Source organism: Paraglaciecola sp. 25GB23A (assembly GCF_040012495.1).
Taxonomy (GTDB): domain Bacteria; phylum Pseudomonadota; class Gammaproteobacteria; order Enterobacterales; family Alteromonadaceae; genus Paraglaciecola.
Genome location: NZ_JBDYKM010000001.1, coordinates 809,842 through 825,311 on the forward strand (window position 1 = coordinate 809,842; position 15,470 = coordinate 825,311).

14 protein-coding genes are annotated in these 15,470 nt (G+C 41.0%); 1 reads left to right on the forward strand and 13 read right to left on the reverse strand.

Features of this window, described 5'->3' with window-relative positions:
* Positions 1 to 7 precede the first annotated feature (7 nt).
* The 6 genes from ABKW31_RS03565 to ABKW31_RS03590 all read right to left on the reverse strand — a co-directional run bounded on the left by ABKW31_RS03565 (position 8) and on the right by ABKW31_RS03590 (position 6,887).
* Entirely contained in the window at positions 8 to 1,735 is a 1,728-nt protein-coding gene (locus ABKW31_RS03565; RefSeq protein WP_348614821.1) for an SLC13 family permease, read from the reverse strand.
* Positions 1,736 to 1,749: 14 nt separating this feature from the next.
* Positions 1,750 to 3,168, reverse strand: a complete 1,419-nt coding sequence (cysN, locus tag ABKW31_RS03570; RefSeq protein ID WP_348614822.1) for a sulfate adenylyltransferase subunit CysN — start codon at positions 3,166 to 3,168, stop codon at positions 1,750 to 1,752.
* A gap of 3 nt (positions 3,169 to 3,171) precedes the next feature.
* On the reverse strand, positions 3,172 to 3,960 hold the full coding sequence (cysQ, locus tag ABKW31_RS03575; protein ID WP_348614823.1) for a 3'(2'),5'-bisphosphate nucleotidase CysQ: 789 nt from the start codon (positions 3,958 to 3,960) through the stop codon (positions 3,172 to 3,174).
* Positions 3,950 to 4,555 (reverse strand): adenylyl-sulfate kinase, encoded by a 606-nt coding sequence (cysC, locus tag ABKW31_RS03580; protein ID WP_348614824.1) that lies wholly within the window; start codon positions 4,553 to 4,555, stop codon positions 3,950 to 3,952. Before cysC ends, cysQ begins: the two co-directional genes overlap by 11 nt.
* A complete protein-coding gene (gene cysD, locus ABKW31_RS03585; RefSeq protein ID WP_348614825.1) occupies positions 4,555 to 5,481 on the reverse strand; it encodes a sulfate adenylyltransferase subunit CysD in 927 nt (308 codons plus the stop codon). Before cysD ends, cysC begins: the two co-directional genes overlap by 1 nt.
* Before the next feature lie 188 nt (positions 5,482 to 5,669).
* A complete protein-coding gene (locus tag ABKW31_RS03590) occupies positions 5,670 to 6,887 on the reverse strand; it encodes an HDOD domain-containing protein (RefSeq protein WP_348614826.1) in 1,218 nt (405 codons plus the stop codon).
* A 411-nt stretch (positions 6,888 to 7,298) separates the two neighbouring features.
* Between ABKW31_RS03590 and ABKW31_RS03595 the strand changes: the two genes are divergently transcribed.
* On the forward strand, positions 7,299 to 7,778 hold the full coding sequence (locus ABKW31_RS03595; protein ID WP_348614827.1) for a GNAT family N-acetyltransferase: 480 nt from the start codon (positions 7,299 to 7,301) through the stop codon (positions 7,776 to 7,778).
* Positions 7,779 to 7,860: 82 nt separating this feature from the next.
* On the opposite strand, the gene ABKW31_RS03600 is transcribed toward ABKW31_RS03595, so the two are convergent.
* The 7 genes from ABKW31_RS03600 to ABKW31_RS03630 all read right to left on the reverse strand — a co-directional run bounded on the left by ABKW31_RS03600 (position 7,861) and on the right by ABKW31_RS03630 (position 15,464).
* A complete protein-coding gene (locus ABKW31_RS03600) occupies positions 7,861 to 8,568 on the reverse strand; it encodes a DUF3379 family protein (protein ID WP_348614828.1) in 708 nt (235 codons plus the stop codon).
* Positions 8,561 to 9,121, reverse strand: a complete 561-nt coding sequence (locus ABKW31_RS03605; protein ID WP_348614829.1) for a sigma-70 family RNA polymerase sigma factor — start codon at positions 9,119 to 9,121, stop codon at positions 8,561 to 8,563. Before ABKW31_RS03605 ends, ABKW31_RS03600 begins: the two co-directional genes overlap by 8 nt.
* 208 nt (positions 9,122 to 9,329) lie before the next feature.
* Positions 9,330 to 11,042 carry a BatD family protein gene (locus ABKW31_RS03610; RefSeq protein WP_348614830.1) on the reverse strand — a complete coding sequence of 571 codons (1,713 nt, stop codon included), beginning with the start codon at positions 11,040 to 11,042 and terminating at the stop codon, positions 9,330 to 9,332.
* A gap of 11 nt (positions 11,043 to 11,053) precedes the next feature.
* Entirely contained in the window at positions 11,054 to 12,946 is a 1,893-nt protein-coding gene (locus ABKW31_RS03615; protein ID WP_348614831.1) for a VWA domain-containing protein, read from the reverse strand.
* Entirely contained in the window at positions 12,939 to 13,952 is a 1,014-nt protein-coding gene (locus ABKW31_RS03620) for a VWA domain-containing protein (protein ID WP_348614832.1), read from the reverse strand. The genes ABKW31_RS03615 and ABKW31_RS03620 overlap by 8 nt, the downstream gene beginning before the upstream one ends.
* The gene (locus ABKW31_RS03625) at positions 13,945 to 14,487 is read right to left on the reverse strand and encodes a DUF4381 domain-containing protein (RefSeq protein WP_348614833.1); all 543 of its coding nucleotides are present in this window, start codon (positions 14,485 to 14,487) and stop codon (positions 13,945 to 13,947) included. The genes ABKW31_RS03620 and ABKW31_RS03625 overlap by 8 nt, the downstream gene beginning before the upstream one ends.
* Positions 14,484 to 15,464 (reverse strand): DUF58 domain-containing protein, encoded by a 981-nt coding sequence (locus ABKW31_RS03630; RefSeq protein WP_348614834.1) that lies wholly within the window; start codon positions 15,462 to 15,464, stop codon positions 14,484 to 14,486. Before ABKW31_RS03630 ends, ABKW31_RS03625 begins: the two co-directional genes overlap by 4 nt.
* Positions 15,465 to 15,470 lie beyond the last annotated feature (6 nt).

A 15,470-nucleotide genomic window follows, 5' to 3' on the forward strand; every position in this document is an offset into this window, starting at 1 on the left:
ATTATTGTTATAAAGGATAAGTTAATTTCAATAGAATCAGAACGATGGTTGAATAACACACTGAAACTGGTAAACCCATTTTTATAAAATGTTTGAATTTATAATTCACCGCGCTAAATACCAATAGATTAGTTTGATATCCATAGGGAGAAATAAAGCTGGCACTTGCGGCAAAGGCAACAGCCAATGCAAAAGGCATAATGTCGACGTTGAGTATCTGGGCTAAGCCATAGGCAAAAGGAAACATTAAGGCTGCTGCAGCATTATTGGTGACTGCTTCGGTTAGCAGTAGAGTTAATAAGTAAACTCCTACCAAGGCAGCAAAAGGACTGACATCGGTCATTACAGGCGCTAATGCATCTGTTAGATACGCTATAACCCCTGTGTTTTCTAAGCCTGTAGCAAGGCTTAAAGCACCAACAATGACAAGCACAAGGTTAAGCGGTAAATTACTTTTAACTTCGTTGGTATTGGTGACACCCGACACGATTAATAGAGCAAGAAAAAAGACTAAACCTGTAGCCAAAGATAATACAGAAGTGGCAGCCAATCCAACAACTGTGATAAATCCACCTAAAGTGATACGTTCTTGCCAAGTTGTGAGTTTAGCAGGCATCTTTTTCTCAGATAAGATGAAGAAGTTTTTCGCTAAATTATGTCTTTTGTTAAAATCAGGTCCAGTCGCTAACAGTAAAAAGTCACCGGCCTGCAATTTAATCTCACCTAATTTACCCGAGAGAGTCTCTCCATCGCGGCGAATGGCCACAACTGCGGCATCAAATAAGGCTCTAAAACCCAGGTTTTTTAAACTATAACCAATGATCTGTGCTCTATTTGAAATAATGACTTCTGTTAAATTATCTCTTAACAAACCATCAGCTTCGGCAAATAAATGTAAGCCTTTTATGTGGCTCAGATTACCTACGTTTTGCACGTTGCCAGAAAAAATCAACTTATCATTAGCTTGGATAACTAGTTCCGGTGAAACCGGAGAAATAAGGTTTTTGTCGCGAATAATTTCAACTAAGAATAACTCAGGTAGGTTTCTTAAATGATTATCTTCAACACTTTTGCCAACTAATTCAGAGTCGATGGCTACTTTGGCTTCAATAAAGTAGTGATTATAATTGCTCGCTTTGTTTTCTATGTCTGGCAGCCAAGATGAAAGAACGAATATTAAAAGTCCGCAAGTCAAACCTGCAACCATGCCATAGAGGGTAAAGTCCCAAAATTTGAAACCTTGATGTCCATGTTCTATCAGAAAGCTGTCTACTATTAAATTAGTTGAGGTACCAATGAGTGTAACTGTGCCTCCTAAAATAGCGATATAAGACAAAGGGATCAGTAATCTAGACGGCGCATGATGTTGGTTTTGTTTCACCGGGCCAATTAAACTTGCGACTACAGCGGTGTTATTCAGCAAGGCAGATGAGAAAAAAGTTAGGCCAAATAAACGCCAGTAGCTTTGAGTATAATTTGCGGTTATTAAAGTGCGGCCTAAGCGTTTGATTAAAGAGGTTTTATCAACAGCATTGCTGACTAACAGTAACAATATAAGGGTAACTAGACCTTGATTTGTCATGTTATTAATAATCTGGTTTAGGCTTAATTGTTGACCGACAATCAAAACCAACATAGAAACAGCAAAAATAGAAGAAGGGCGCTTATCGGTAACGATAAGCGCCAATATAGTACTGGCAAAAATAGCAATTACCAGATATTGATTGAAGTCCATAGGATCCCGAAAATTTAAACTAACTTACTTATGTCAGTTGCATTCCAATGCGGGAAATGTTTTCTAACTAGGGCGTTAAACTCTACTTCAAACTCAGAGTGATTGGTATCTGCGCTAGTATGTGCATCTTTAACTACATCTATGATCATACCCGCACCTACTGTGCCATTGGTTAATCGGTCAATAATAATAAAGGCACCCGTAGTACGATTTTTAGTATATGGGTCACATGCCACTGGTTGAGTTAACTTAATTGAGCCTACCGCTATTTCATTCAGGTTAAGTCTAATGGCCGGTTTGTGTTCTAAAGAATTGACATCAATTTGATACTCAATGTCAGTCACACTACCCGGAACAAATTTAGTGGCAAATTTAAAGCCATATTGCTTGTTAGGCATCATTGGTTCTTCAGCCATCCAAACCAGATTCGTCACGTAAGCATTACTCTGCATTGGTAAATTGTCTGATTTAACAATCATGTCGCCACGAGAAATATCAATCTCATCTACGAGCGTTAATGTGGTCGTCAACGGCGTATGTACGCTCTGATGTTCACCTTCAAAATTAACGATAGATTTGATGGTTGACTGCTTACCTGAAGGAAGAGCCGTTATCTTGTCGCCTACTGACACTTGACCTGATACAACGGTACCGGCAAAACCTCTGAAATTCAGGTTTGGACGGTTTACATATTGCACAGGAAAACGAAAATCGTCTAAATTAAAATCATGGGCGACTTCGATGTTTTCTAACATGGTCATCAGCGTTTCACCTTTATACCAAGGCGTATTGGTACTAACGTTTACCACGTTGTCACCGTCTAAAGCGGACAGTGCAATAAATTGAATATCAGGGATAGTAAGCTGCTTAGAGAACTCCAGATAATCAGCTTTTATCTTTTCATAGACCGCTTCACTATATTCCATTAAGTCCATTTTGTTTACGGCCACAATGACGTGTTTAATACCTAACAAAGAGACCAAAAACGAATGACGACGAGTTTGAGTTTTAACGCCAGCGCGCGCATCTACAAGAATAATGGCAAGATCGCAGTTTGAAGCGCCTGTTACCATGTTGCGGGTGTATTGCTCGTGTCCAGGGGTATCTGCAATGATGAACTTGCGCTTATCCGTTGAAAAATAACGATAGGCAACATCGATAGTAATGCCTTGTTCTCTTTCAGACTGCAAACCGTCAACCAATAAGGCTAAATCAACTTTATCGCCAGTGGTTCCACTTTTTTTACTGTCTTTGGTAATGGCGGCTAATTGATCTTCAAAAATCATTTTTGAATCATGTAACAGGCGACCAATTAAAGTGCTTTTTCCATCATCAACACTGCCACAGGTTAAAAAGCGCAACATGTCTTTATTTTCGTGCTGATCTAAATAACCCAAAATATCGGATTGAAGTAAGGTGTTTTCGCTATTCATAATTCAATAACTCACTAAAAAATAAGGGTTTAAAACAGATTCTTTTTGATTATAACGCAGAGGGGAGGCATCTTTAGCCAGTGCGGTACTGACATCATTAACGATAGTCACCGTTCCGCCTGCTGCTTCAACAACGGCTTGCGCTGCTCCAGTGTCCCATTCAGACGTTGGACCTAATCGAGGGTACAGATGCGCAGCTCCTTCGGCCACTAAACACAGCTTTAAGGAGCTACCCATAGCAACCAGTTCAGTTTCTCCGCCAAGCTCGTCTAGAAACTGTTGTATTTCAGGACTCTGGTGAGAACGGCTTCCAACAATAAGCCATTTTTCATTTTCTGCATGAGGCTTGACAGTGATATTAGTACGTATTTTGTTACTTATTTTATAAGCGCCTTGGCCAACAACACCCACATAGGTTTGCTGTAATACTGGAGCATAAACCACACCAAAAACAGCTTGTCCGTTTTTAATTAGCGCAATGTTAACTGTGAATTCACCGTTTTTCTTAATGAATTCTTTGGTACCGTCAAGTGGGTCAACTAACCAGTATTCTTGCCAAGTACTGCGCTCAGACCATGGTATATTGGCTGATTCCTCAGATAAGATAGGTAAATCAGAAACCGCTTTTAGGCCAGCAACAATACAATGGTGTGCGGCAAGATCGGCCTCAGTTAGAGGACTCTGGTCTGATTTTTCATAAACACCAAAATCACGCTGATATATATCCATGATCTTGTCACCTGCGGCATGACTCAATGCCACAATACTTTCTATCAATTCATCATTCAACATGACTCAAAAATCCCTTTTCTAACAATAGATTAAATAATTGATCAGCGGATTCTTCAGCACTTTGACCGGTAAACTCTAATACAACTTCTGGACTAACTGGTGCTTCATAAGGGGAGCTAATGCCAGTGAAATCTTTGATGTCACCCTGCCGGGCTTTTTGATACAAACCTTTAGGGTCGCGCTTTTCACATTCTTCAATTGGCGTATTAATAAATACTTCAACAAATTCATTTTCGTCAAGCAAATTGCGGCAGTAATCTCTGTCTCGCTGAAAAGGAGAAATGAAAGCAGTGATAACAATCAAACCAGCATCGACAAATAACTTTGCCACTTCGCTAATCCGCCTAATATTCTCAACCCTATCTTTATCACTAAAACCTAAGTCTCCACAAAGGCCATGGCGAACGTTATCACCATCGAGTAAGTAGGTGTGTTTATTGAATTCAGCTAACTTTTTTTCAAGTAAATTAGCAATCGTGGACTTACCTGAGCCACTAAGACCCGTTAACCAAATAACACAAGCTTGTTGCTTTTTAGCTTGTGCACGACGAGATTTATCTACATCGTGTTGATGCCAAACAATATTCGTTGCCATTAGAAATAACCTTCCATTTTCTTTTTCTCCATCGAGCCAGAAGAGTCATGGTCAATCACACGCCCTTGACGCTCGGAGGTTTTGGTTAGCAGCATTTCTTGGATAACTTCAGGCAAAGTCGCTGCTGTTGATTCGACTGCACCGGTTAATGGGTAACAACCTAAGGTTCTAAAACGAACTGAGCGCATTTCTGGTTTTTCGCCAGGCTGCATCGGCATGCGGTCGTCATCTACCATTATTAAGGTGCCGTCGCGCTCGACTACCGGACGAGGCTTAGCTAAATACAAAGAGGGAATTTCAATATTCTCGAGATAGATATATTGCCAAATGTCTAGTTCAGTCCAATTTGACATAGGGAATACACGAATACTTTCGCCTTTATTTATTTGTGAATTGTATATATTCCACAATTCAGGACGTTGATTCTTAGGATCCCAGCGATGGTTGTCATCACGGAAAGAATAAACCCGCTCTTTAGCCCGAGATTTTTCTTCATCTCGGCGAGCACCGCCAAAAGCAGCATCAAATTTATATTTATTCAATGCTTGTTTGAGGCTGGCGGTTTTCATTATGTCAGTATGTTTAGCACTGCCATGAGTAAAGGGCCCGACGTTCATATCGACACCGTCTTGGTTTATGTGGACTAACAAATCAAGATCATGCTTTTCTGCAATAGTGTCCCTAAACTCAATCATTTCACGAAATTTCCACGTGGTATCCACATGGAGTAAGGGAAATGGAATTTTACCAGGGGCAAAGGCTTTACGCGCTAAATGAAGCAGTACGGATGAATCTTTTCCTACGGAGTACAGCATCACCGGGTTATCAAATTCAGCCGCGACTTCGCGGAAAATATGAATACTTTCAGCTTCAAGTTGTTTTAAATGGGTAACATTGGGTATTGCGGTTGTCATAATGCCTCTCACGCTGGATTTGGGTATATATCAATAAATTCTATGTATAGAACATAACATAAAAAGCGTGACAATTAGTAGACGGATTTATGCTATATTCTTCTAAATTAAACTACTTTTGATATATGACTATGCTGCTGATTACTTATCTCATTTACTATACGCGTAGTTATATAAGCTGTAAGTTTAAATGCAAATCTTCACAGCATTTTTATTCGTTCTGATGCCCACTGAAGACCTTGTTGAAAACAATCTAAAGCAGGCTCCAAAATATAACCTGATTGTTGAGCAAAACTTTCTGCTTCTTGCCAATTAGCGGATTCAAGTAACTCGCATAATTTAAGGTAGTTAGCTAATTCGCCTTGGCGGCTGATTAAGGCGTCTTTCAGTGTTTGAGCAATGGGTAGCTTTTCCATCAATTCTGAAATGTTGGTATCAACCATGGCGTCTAACAAAGAGAGTAAACCAATAAGAAAAGCCGATGAAGGCTCAGCACTGGTCTTATTCATACGCACCATTTGCTCACAAAAACGAGCTCTGGCTAAGGCCATGACAGTTAGTTCTTGTGGCTTTCCTTGGCTAAATTGCGCTGTGAAAAGAAGAGAAATAAAGCGTTTTAACTCTTCCATACCAAACATAATAATGGCTTGTCTCAAAGATTCTATTTTACCTACCCTCTTAAAAACAGGGGATTGGGCATAACGCAGAAGCTTAAATGACAGCTCTACATCACCTTCGAAAATAGCTGATATCTTTTGAATATCAGGGTCGCCTTTACTCACTTCTGCCATTAAATTCACCACCGATAATTGTGATGGTTTAAAGGCGATTGATTTAATCACTTCTGGTTTACTGAAAAAATAACCTTGAAAATATTCACAGCCAATGTCTAAAGCATGTTGATATTCACTATAGGTTTCAATTTTTTCAGCTAAGAGTTTGATATTTGGGTAGGGCCTTACTTCATCTAGTATTTGTTTTATTTGTTCATTAGAAGATAGGGTGTAATCAATTTTGATAATATCAATGTAAGGAAAAAAGTGACGCCACAAGGGATCGTGCTCATAGTCGTCTAAAGCTAGTAGATAGCCTTTTTCTTTCAGCTCGATACAGGCTTTAAGTAATCGCTTACCAGGTCTTGCGGTTTCTAAAATTTCTACCACGATTTGTTCTTTAGGCAACAATAACGGATAGCCATCCAATAAAGTGTCGTGGGTAAAATTGATGAAAGCTAGCGTGCCTTGGGTTAAGGTTTCAAGTCCCAAATTAAATTGCAAACCTTCTATCAGTTTTGCAGTGGCTTGATTTTCATTAATTTTTGGAAAAACATTTTCAAGACTTTGGCGAAATAACAACTCGTAAGCGAAAAGAGTTTTGTCTTTGTTCAATATTGGCTGGCGGGCCGCATAAAAACTCAAATTAAAACTCCTTCGGCGATGTCTTTAGTTGACTTGATGGGATGTTGTTTACCAAAAATTAGACTTAAATTCGTCTGCGTGGATTGAAGTTTTCTTTATATATTGACTCAATCTGCTTGAGGACAAGAGTGTAACACTAGATTTTGTAAATCTTAGAAAAAAATTAGTAGTGCAATGGACTTTTATCGCGCAAAGGATTCTCAACATTTATTAGCAGCAGTTTTGTTGTATATAGCTACTTAGTCATTTTCCTTTATCCGTGCGATAGGACCAGCAGGCTACTTCTTGCATAAGTGCTGTTAGTCGGCCTTTTGCAAATTCTAAAAATGGCTCTATTGTTTGGCCGGGTGTGCAGTGGTTAAATAAGGGTATAACTAATCCACGCAGCCCTTAGGCTAGGTCAGTAACAGAATGAATAACTCTCCAAAAATATCATCACATTATATGCAGCGGGCTAAATTTGAAATGTTGACTGTTCAGCAGTTTTATTTAGTCGCTAAGTTACGCCAAGATGTGTTCATCGTTGAACAACAAAGTATTTACACGGATTTGGATGGTTTAGACCAAGAAGCAATGCACTATTTGTATTGGTCTTCTTCACAGATTGATGCAGAGTTGATCGGCTATGCGCGTTATCGCCAATTACCTTCAGCCAATGATTTTCAAATTGAGCGTGTGGTGTTTTCTCCAGCTTGGCGTGGAAAAGGCATAGGCACATTGATAATGCGCACTATGTTGCAAGATATTAAGGCTGAACACCAACACGCCCAAATTAAGCTATCTGCCCAGATTGAAGCAAAACTCTTTTATCACAAATTGGGATTTTTAGCAGAAGGTGAATCATATGTTGACGGGGGTATTGAACACATTACCATGTATTATCAGGTTTGATTAAGTCCAGAACAATAAGAATATGCCTTACACGCTTAGACATATCCTTGCTGTTTTTAATCAGGCAGAGTCACTACTTCAGCTAAGCCGAAAATTGCATGCTCTTTGCCAGTTTCTCTTTCATTTTAATTACATCAGAGGGGATGTCACTGACCACCACTAAACTAGCCTTGCTTAAATCAAAACTTTGGCTATTCCATTTACCCTCAACAACATTATCCGTCACATATGCTTTATCATGGGGCACAATAAAGACACTAACTTTTCCAGATTCGCCCTGCATGACCAAGTGTAAGCTTTTTATCTTGTCAAAATCACAAAAATTAGCGTAATAGATACGGCCCGTGCTTGCTGTCATTTCACCACCAAATCTGGCTAGCTTTGCATTAACTTGTGACATTGAAATATCTTCACTGGCCGCTAAAGCATAATCACCTTCATGTAAAACATGGGCTATTCCATGTTCAGATAAACTCACGCCATCTGCATATTGCCAATTAGTCACACTGATCCCGAAGACAAAGGCAATCGAAGCCGCCAAGGCTAATTGGATAATATGGCTTCGTTTGCGACTTGCCCGGTGATTTTCCATCGATTGACGTAACAATAAGCGATGAGCCATTCCTTCTGGGGCAGCAACTTTACTGGCACGTATCATCTTGCTATTTAATTGCCTAACATCATTCAAAAATTCTTGTTTTTTAGGGTCGTTGGCTGCAGCGTCTAGTAAACTTTTATCAAGGGTACTGGGATCCGCTAAAGCTGCACGACGAAATTCTAGATCATCCATTTTTGCGCCCTCTTACATCATTTGCTTTATCTAAGGCTTCTTTAACTTGATTTCGTGCTCTAAATAATCGTGTCATAACCGTATTTTTATTTAAATTAAGTTGGTCGGCAATTTCGTCGCCAGTATAACCAAACACAATTTGCAACATTAAAGGTTCTCTATATTCTTCACTTAATGAGGCCATAATGGCTCTTAACTCTCTGTGCTCGATTTCAACTTCATTGCTTAACTGCTCATCATCCGCAACACTCACATCGTCAATATCGACTAAATCGAATTGTTTTCGTTCAAATCGACGGGCATTTTCTCTACGTAAAATCGTTATCAGCCAAGATTTTGCCGCCTTTTCGTCATTAAGTGAGTCAAGGGATTTCCATGCGCGCAGAAAGGTTTCCTGAACAATATCTTCAGCTATAGCTTTATCTTTTACTAACCAGTATGCGTAGCGAAAAATATCGGTGTGTAGACCCAATACCAGTGCTTCATAGCGTTTTTGTTTATTTGCCATGTCACTAGAGACCGAGGGAGGTTTACTTTGCTTTCGCGAAAACATAATTTAATCCACTGTAGCGTTCAAATAATACGATTAACCTCTAATCTCATCATATTGAACACTCGATTTATTAATCTAAGGATAGTATGCGCGAATCTAACAAACTAGCCTAGTTTGATTTGATATTTCTCCCTGCACAGCAGATAACAGAACCCTTGCAGATAAATCGACTATCTACTCATTGTTTAACTGCAAGGTAATGTACTTATTACGCGCTAGGGTAGAGTGGTTTCAATGATTGCTTGCTTGTGCCTGACTTATCTGTAGCACCCTTCAAATAAGGTCGTAATGCTTGCTTTAGTGCTTCACCATTCCAATCTTTAGTTGCTTGACCGTATTGCGCCGCCAACATGAGATTAACTTGATTGACTAATTGTTGGTCGCCTAATTTTTGTAGAGACTGAGACAAAGTCAAATGTGATTGTCCGAGAATATTGGCTAAAAAATGAGGTAACAAAATAGCTACAGATTTTTTGTCAGCTTGGCTCAATGCTTTTTCAAGTGAGCTCCACTGCGCATTCACAGAGTGCTGTGGCTGCTTAATCTGCTGGGTGTGACTAAGCGTTTTTTTGGAACGAAATTTCACCTGCCAAATCCACAATGCCAGCGTTATAAGCCATGTAGCCAATAAAACGGCACTAACAATCTGCCAAGTGCGGTCTGGCTCACTAGTCATGACTGTTGATGTCTGAGGATTACTTTGGTTAGGATTTGTCACCGCTTCGGTTGTTACCTCAGGTTTAAGCTGCGGTATTGGAGAGGCAGTTTGGTTTACCGAGGGTAATATGTTCAATGTTTTTGCCGGTAAGGTTGTATATTCGGTTTTTTTGGTTAAGACGTTAAACCAAGGGACGCTTATTTCAGGCAATACTAGTTGACCGGGTTCACTTGGAATAATGGCCACGGATTCCTTGCGCTGCGCGATAAGGGTTTGGTCCTTTTCTACCGTTGCGGTTTCAGCCTGATCAGGATAAGTCTTGACGTTATCTGGATAGGTGCCATTGATAGTGGGTAACTGTTCTTCTACCACACCGATAGCGGTTAAGGTTATGGTTCGGGTAATCGGCTCGCCTGCGTGATATTGCTCAGGATCACCTTGCCACTCTTCGTTTATTTGCACATAGTCGCTTGGCAGCCAATGATGTGGATAATTGGGGGGAATGGCCAAAACTATAATATCTTGACTTGGCCCCACGCGATTTACTGGGGTACTGCGGTTAAAAAAGCCAAAACTTTGACGAGAGTTGTCGATGATCTCTCCCTCAAATAAGGGACCGTCAATAGTAAAGTTACCACTTTGTTGTGGAATAATAGCGAAGGTGCGTTCTATCACGCGATACCGACGGCCGTCCTTTATTTCATTGTATTCTTTGTCTTTACCAATTTGCCTAATATCAGCATTTTCTAAACTCGGATTTGCCAGGCTACCACGTTGTAAATCTTGACCTAAATATAGCTTTACGGTGTAACGCAGTTGTTGTTGCAAATAGGCCTCTGGTACATCAAGTTCGGTAGTAATAAAAATATCACGACTTTGTGCAGACGCATTAGCCGATACTGGCACAACCATAAGTGGAATGGCTTGAGTGGATTGACCATCGACATTAAAAGCAGGAATAGTGAAGCGACCTTGTTTACGGGGGATCAGTAAGGTTGTCCAAATAGTAGTGCGAGTGGTATTAAAATTAATCATCTGAGTTTGCGTACTAACCGAGGTGCGACCCACCACAAAGTCCTTCATTAAAACTGAAGGATCAAAAGCAGAGCGATCAACATCATCATTGGCGGTAATGGTTAAGTTAAATGACTCGTCAGCCATAACAGGGTTTTTATCTACACTGGCAACTACTTCAGTCGGTTGAGCGCCGACTTGACTGCTCACTAGCATAAAAAAGCTTAGGCTCAATAGTAAAAATTTCATTGCTCTCACTGTTACCAGTTCCTCTGTAAATTGCTGGGTACTCGTTCACGTTTACGTTGTTGTGCTTCTATCTGCATTTTTCTTTTGAGTAAAAAAGCGGGATCGTCAGGCACTCTGTTTAGCAGGGTCTGCATTCGCTGCATTTGTTCTTTTTCTTCATCTGTTAGCTCTTTTGCCTGTTCAGCCATCGCTTGTTGTTTGGCTTCTTCACTGGCGTCTGTGGATTCTTGCTCTGATTTTTCTTGTTCGTTTTGCTCAGCCTCTTGTGATTTAGCTTGCTCTTGCTCTTCTGGCTGTTGTTCACTTTGTTGCTCTGAGTCATTTTGTTGACTCTCTGCGCTTTTGTCCTGTGATTGCTGCTCAGAATCTTGTTGGTCTTGTGACTGTTGATCTTGCTGATTCTGTTGGTCTTGTTGAGACGAGTCGCTTTGTTGTTGGTCTTGCTGATCTTGTTGCTGTGAATCGTCTTGCTGTTCCGACTCGTTATTTTGTTGATCATTTTTTTGCTGTTGCTCTAACAACTTTTCTAGCAGGGCTTTGTTTGCTGCCGCATCTTTATAATCCGATTGTTCGCTTAGCACCGATTCATACATCTTGATTGCTTCGGGATACTTGCCTAACTGCGCCAAGGTATTAGCTTGGTTGTAGCGAGCATCAACCGTGTTTACCTGACTAAAAGCACTCAATGCTTGCTCATAGTCTTGTTTTTTATATAAGGCTGAGCCTAACCATAATGGATCATTGAATTTCTCTGCGGCACTCTCAAATTGCTGTTCTTGATAGGCCTGCAAACCCTGTTGGTCTTGCGTTTTCCACATATCTTGCCACCAATCAGCTTTCGCTTGTGGGGTGTAAAGTGGTAAAAATACGCCAAGCAGCATCACAGGTAACAACCCTCTCCGGAAACTATAAGCGGCCAGAGGCAACAATAACAGCAGCAAGTAAGGGCCCATTTCGCGCCACTTATCACCAAAGTTATCATCATTTTCAACTTGTTCTGTGTCGTCCGTATTGGCATCAAATTGTGATTGATTGATGAGGTAATCAATATCACTATCATCAGTCTGCAAAGGGGCATAGCGTCCGCCACCTTGTTTGGCTAGAGTTTTTAAGTTGTTGGTAGGCAGTTTGGGTACAACAATGGCGCCACTACTGTCTTTTAATAACTCACCATTAAGGGTTTGCACAGGGGCTCCTTCTTCTGTACCGACAGCTAAAATGGATAAACGATAGCTAGAACTATTGAGTAAACTGCTCATTTCTTTTAGTTGTCGGTTCTCTATTCCATCCGTTATCCAAAAAATATCACCTTGTTGATAATTGGCGTTTTTCAATAGCTCAATGGCGGTTTGCAACCCTAAGAATGGTTCACTGCCAGGAATAGGCATGATTTCTGGGCTTAGACTGGGGATCAGGGTAGTTAAATTTTGCCCGTCAGAACTGAGTGGGCTGATGGTAAATGCGTCTCCCGCATAAGCAACTAAGCCTATTTCTCCTTCTGTTAATTTTTTGACAAGGTCGATGGCTTTGTATTTTGCTCGTGTCAAACGATTGGGCTTGATATCGGTGGCCCGCATCGACATTGACATATCGATTAGCACTACCTTGCCACTGTGCAATTGAAAAACAGGTTGGGGAAGACGCTGCCAGGTTGGGCCGGCCAATGATAGTGTTGTTATCAGCCACGCAAGGGCGAGTAAACCGAAGGGGTGCTTAAGTGGTTTAGCATGGCTATGACTAATAATGTGTTTGTATAGGTGTCCCGCCAAGACAGATTGCCAACCAGTTTGCTGTTTTTGCATGACTATCAATGCTACAGCAATACCGATAAGTGGAATAAGTGCCCATAACCACTCGGGCCTCAGAAAATGGAAGTCTTGCAAATTAAGCATTAACTCACTCATAACTACCTCTACTTACGCGAGTCAAAAGACGATTAACAAATAACAGTTGATATAAGCTCAACAAGACAGTTAAGGCTAATGCGAAACTAAGGGGATAAAAGTACAGGGCTTGTAAGGGACGCATTTGCCGGGTCTCTCTGGCGATGGGTTCAAGCTCATCCAATTTGGCATAAATGGTTTGTAATGAGGCGACATCCCGGGCACGAAAATATTGACCACCGGTTGAAGTGGCTATTTTACTCAACATGTCTTCATCGAGCTCTTGAGAAGGATTTATTTGTCGACTACCAAAAAAGCTTTGCATCATCATTTTGTCTGCACCGACACCAATAGTATAAACTGTAACACCGTTGTTAATGGCTAATTCATTGGCTTGTTCGGGTGTGATATTACCCGCGGTATTCTGACCGTCTGTCAGCAAAATAAGCACTTTATTTGACTCTTCTTTTGCATTAAACCGCTTAATGGCTAGACCTATCGCATCGCCTATAGCAGTTTGTTCTCCCACAAGTCCAATTAACGATTCGTTCAGTAATTGATTTACCGTTTCTCTGTCGTAGGTAAGCGGTGCCTGTAAATAGGCGGTATCGGCAAATAAGATCAAACCCAAGCGATCACCTACTCGGCGCTCAATGAAATCGCTAAGCACATATTTAATCATTCTGAGTCGGTCGACTTGGCGGCCATTGATCTCCATATCTTCCATCTTCATACTTCCAGACAAATCAACCGCTATCATCAGGTCGCGCCCCTCGGCTGAAATATTGACCGGTTCGCCGAGCCATTGCGGCCTCGCGGCAGCGATAACAAGGGCACACCAAGCAACCGTAGCAACAATGAGTCTTACTTTATTGGATTTTTTCTTGCTTTGACTTACGCTCAAACCTTGCATTAGATGAGGCACTTTTAAAGCGGCTGGCTGTACTTCTGCCCGCGCGGGCAACCAGTAAAAAAGAAGGGGTAAGGGCAGGGCAATAAAGACCCAAAGCCAAGCGAATTCAAACATGCTCCGCTCCTTGCTGCCTATTGCCATGTTGTTCACAATAAGCACTTAAACGTTGTTTTACTTTTTTATTATTCAACTTGGCTGCTTTGATCCACTGCATAATCAGATTCTTATTACTGGTAAAGTCATCCTCAGTCGTCGTCGATAATTGATATAAACCTTGTTGAAATTTGCTCATCTGTAATTGAAAACTTGCTTGCATAGATGGAGGTAAAGCTTCAGTGAGTAGACGGGAGAATTGCTCACCATGGAGCTGCTGCACCGATAGGCTAGGCTGATAATTCAGTAATAAACGTTTCAACAGGCTGTTTAAGTCTACGCGCCAAGCGGATGAATCAGCAGTAAGATTTTTTAGTTCTTGCATAGCTTGTCGTTTAGCCAAGCCCTGTTGATGGCGTTGGTAGATGAATCTGCTAAGCCATACCAAGAATGCTATTAAGATGAAAGTAAGCAGCCACCAACCATAGGCGGGAGGCCAGAGACTGATACCATCAGGTGTATGAATATCTTTTAATTCAGCCAATGGGTTGTTCATAAGGTTGTCCGCATAAACTGATTGAGTTGCTGTTCTAGGGGGACGCCGGCACTGACAGACACAACTTTAGCCTTACACTGTTTGAGTACATGTTCTATATTGGCAAAATAAGCATGATGTTGCGCATTGTATTGAGATTCAGTGTCTTTTTCTCCCAGCATCAAATTTTGTTGATTAATGCCATCAGTCAACGCCACTTTCTGGCTCATTTTAACTTTGGGTAATTCATGTTCAAAGGGATCACTGATGGGATAAGCAATTACCTCGCAATGTCTACTTAACTGAGAAATATGTTGTGTTGCCAAGGCATTGAGTTGGCTAAAATCGCTGAGTAAAAAGATCAAACTACCCGGATGAGCCAATCGACGTAAACGTGCACATGCATCGGCAAAAGTGACACCTTGATTTTCGTTAGATATTCGCGATGTTTGATTCTGTTGCCCGCTGACTGATTGCGTTTGCACTTTGATTAAGCTGTTTAAAAAAGAAAGTACTGCCTTTTGGCGTGTCAGTGGCTTACATTCAATATGTTGATATTGGTTGAAAATCAAGCCACCCACACGATCACCGCGTTTGCGAGCCGCCCACGCGAGTAAGGCGCTTAAATGGGCAGTTTGAACTGATTTAAACATTAACTGCGTGCCAAACTGCATGCTGGAAGATAAGTCAGCTAAAATAAACACTGGCCGTTCTTTTTCTTCGCGATAAATTTTTGTATGGGTTTTACCGGTTCTGGCCGTAACTCGCCAATCAATAGCACGAATATCATCGCCTGCTTGGTAATGACGAGCCTCGTCAAACTCCATACCGCGGCCTTTGGTTTTGGCCAAATAAGCACCAGCCAATTTGGCTTGCACGGTTTTACGTGGAGATAGATTGACTAGGCCGGTTTTTCCTTGGTAGTGAATCAATTCTCGTATATTCAGATTGATGCCATCGCTATGATGAGCTCGCAACCAATTTTCAACATCCAACATCGCTAT

Bases quoted from the DNA above. Each gene is read 5' to 3' on its own strand.
- ABKW31_RS03565 (WP_348614821.1), bottom strand. From the start codon at position 1,735: ATGGACTTCAATCAATATCTGGTAATTGCTATTTTTGCCAGTACTATA.
- cysN (WP_348614822.1), bottom strand. From the start codon at position 3,168: ATGAATAGCGAAAACACCTTACTTCAATCCGATATTTTGGGTTATTTA.
- cysQ (WP_348614823.1), bottom strand. From the start codon at position 3,960: ATGTTGAATGATGAATTGATAGAAAGTATTGTGGCATTGAGTCATGCC.
- cysC (WP_348614824.1), bottom strand. From the start codon at position 4,555: ATGGCAACGAATATTGTTTGGCATCAACACGATGTAGATAAATCTCGT.
- ABKW31_RS03595 (WP_348614827.1), top strand. From the start codon at position 7,299: ATGAATAACTCTCCAAAAATATCATCACATTATATGCAGCGGGCTAAA.
- ABKW31_RS03600 (WP_348614828.1), bottom strand. From the start codon at position 8,568: ATGGATGATCTAGAATTTCGTCGTGCAGCTTTAGCGGATCCCAGTACC.
- ABKW31_RS03605 (WP_348614829.1), bottom strand. From the start codon at position 9,121: ATGTTTTCGCGAAAGCAAAGTAAACCTCCCTCGGTCTCTAGTGACATG.
- ABKW31_RS03610 (WP_348614830.1), bottom strand. From the start codon at position 11,042: ATGAAATTTTTACTATTGAGCCTAAGCTTTTTTATGCTAGTGAGCAGT.
- ABKW31_RS03615 (WP_348614831.1), bottom strand. From the start codon at position 12,946: ATGAGTGAGTTAATGCTTAATTTGCAAGACTTCCATTTTCTGAGGCCC.
- ABKW31_RS03620 (WP_348614832.1), bottom strand. From the start codon at position 13,952: ATGTTTGAATTCGCTTGGCTTTGGGTCTTTATTGCCCTGCCCTTACCC.
- ABKW31_RS03625 (WP_348614833.1), bottom strand. From the start codon at position 14,487: ATGAACAACCCATTGGCTGAATTAAAAGATATTCATACACCTGATGGT.
- ABKW31_RS03630 (WP_348614834.1), bottom strand. From the start codon at position 15,464: ATGTTGGATGTTGAAAATTGGTTGCGAGCTCATCATAGCGATGGCATC.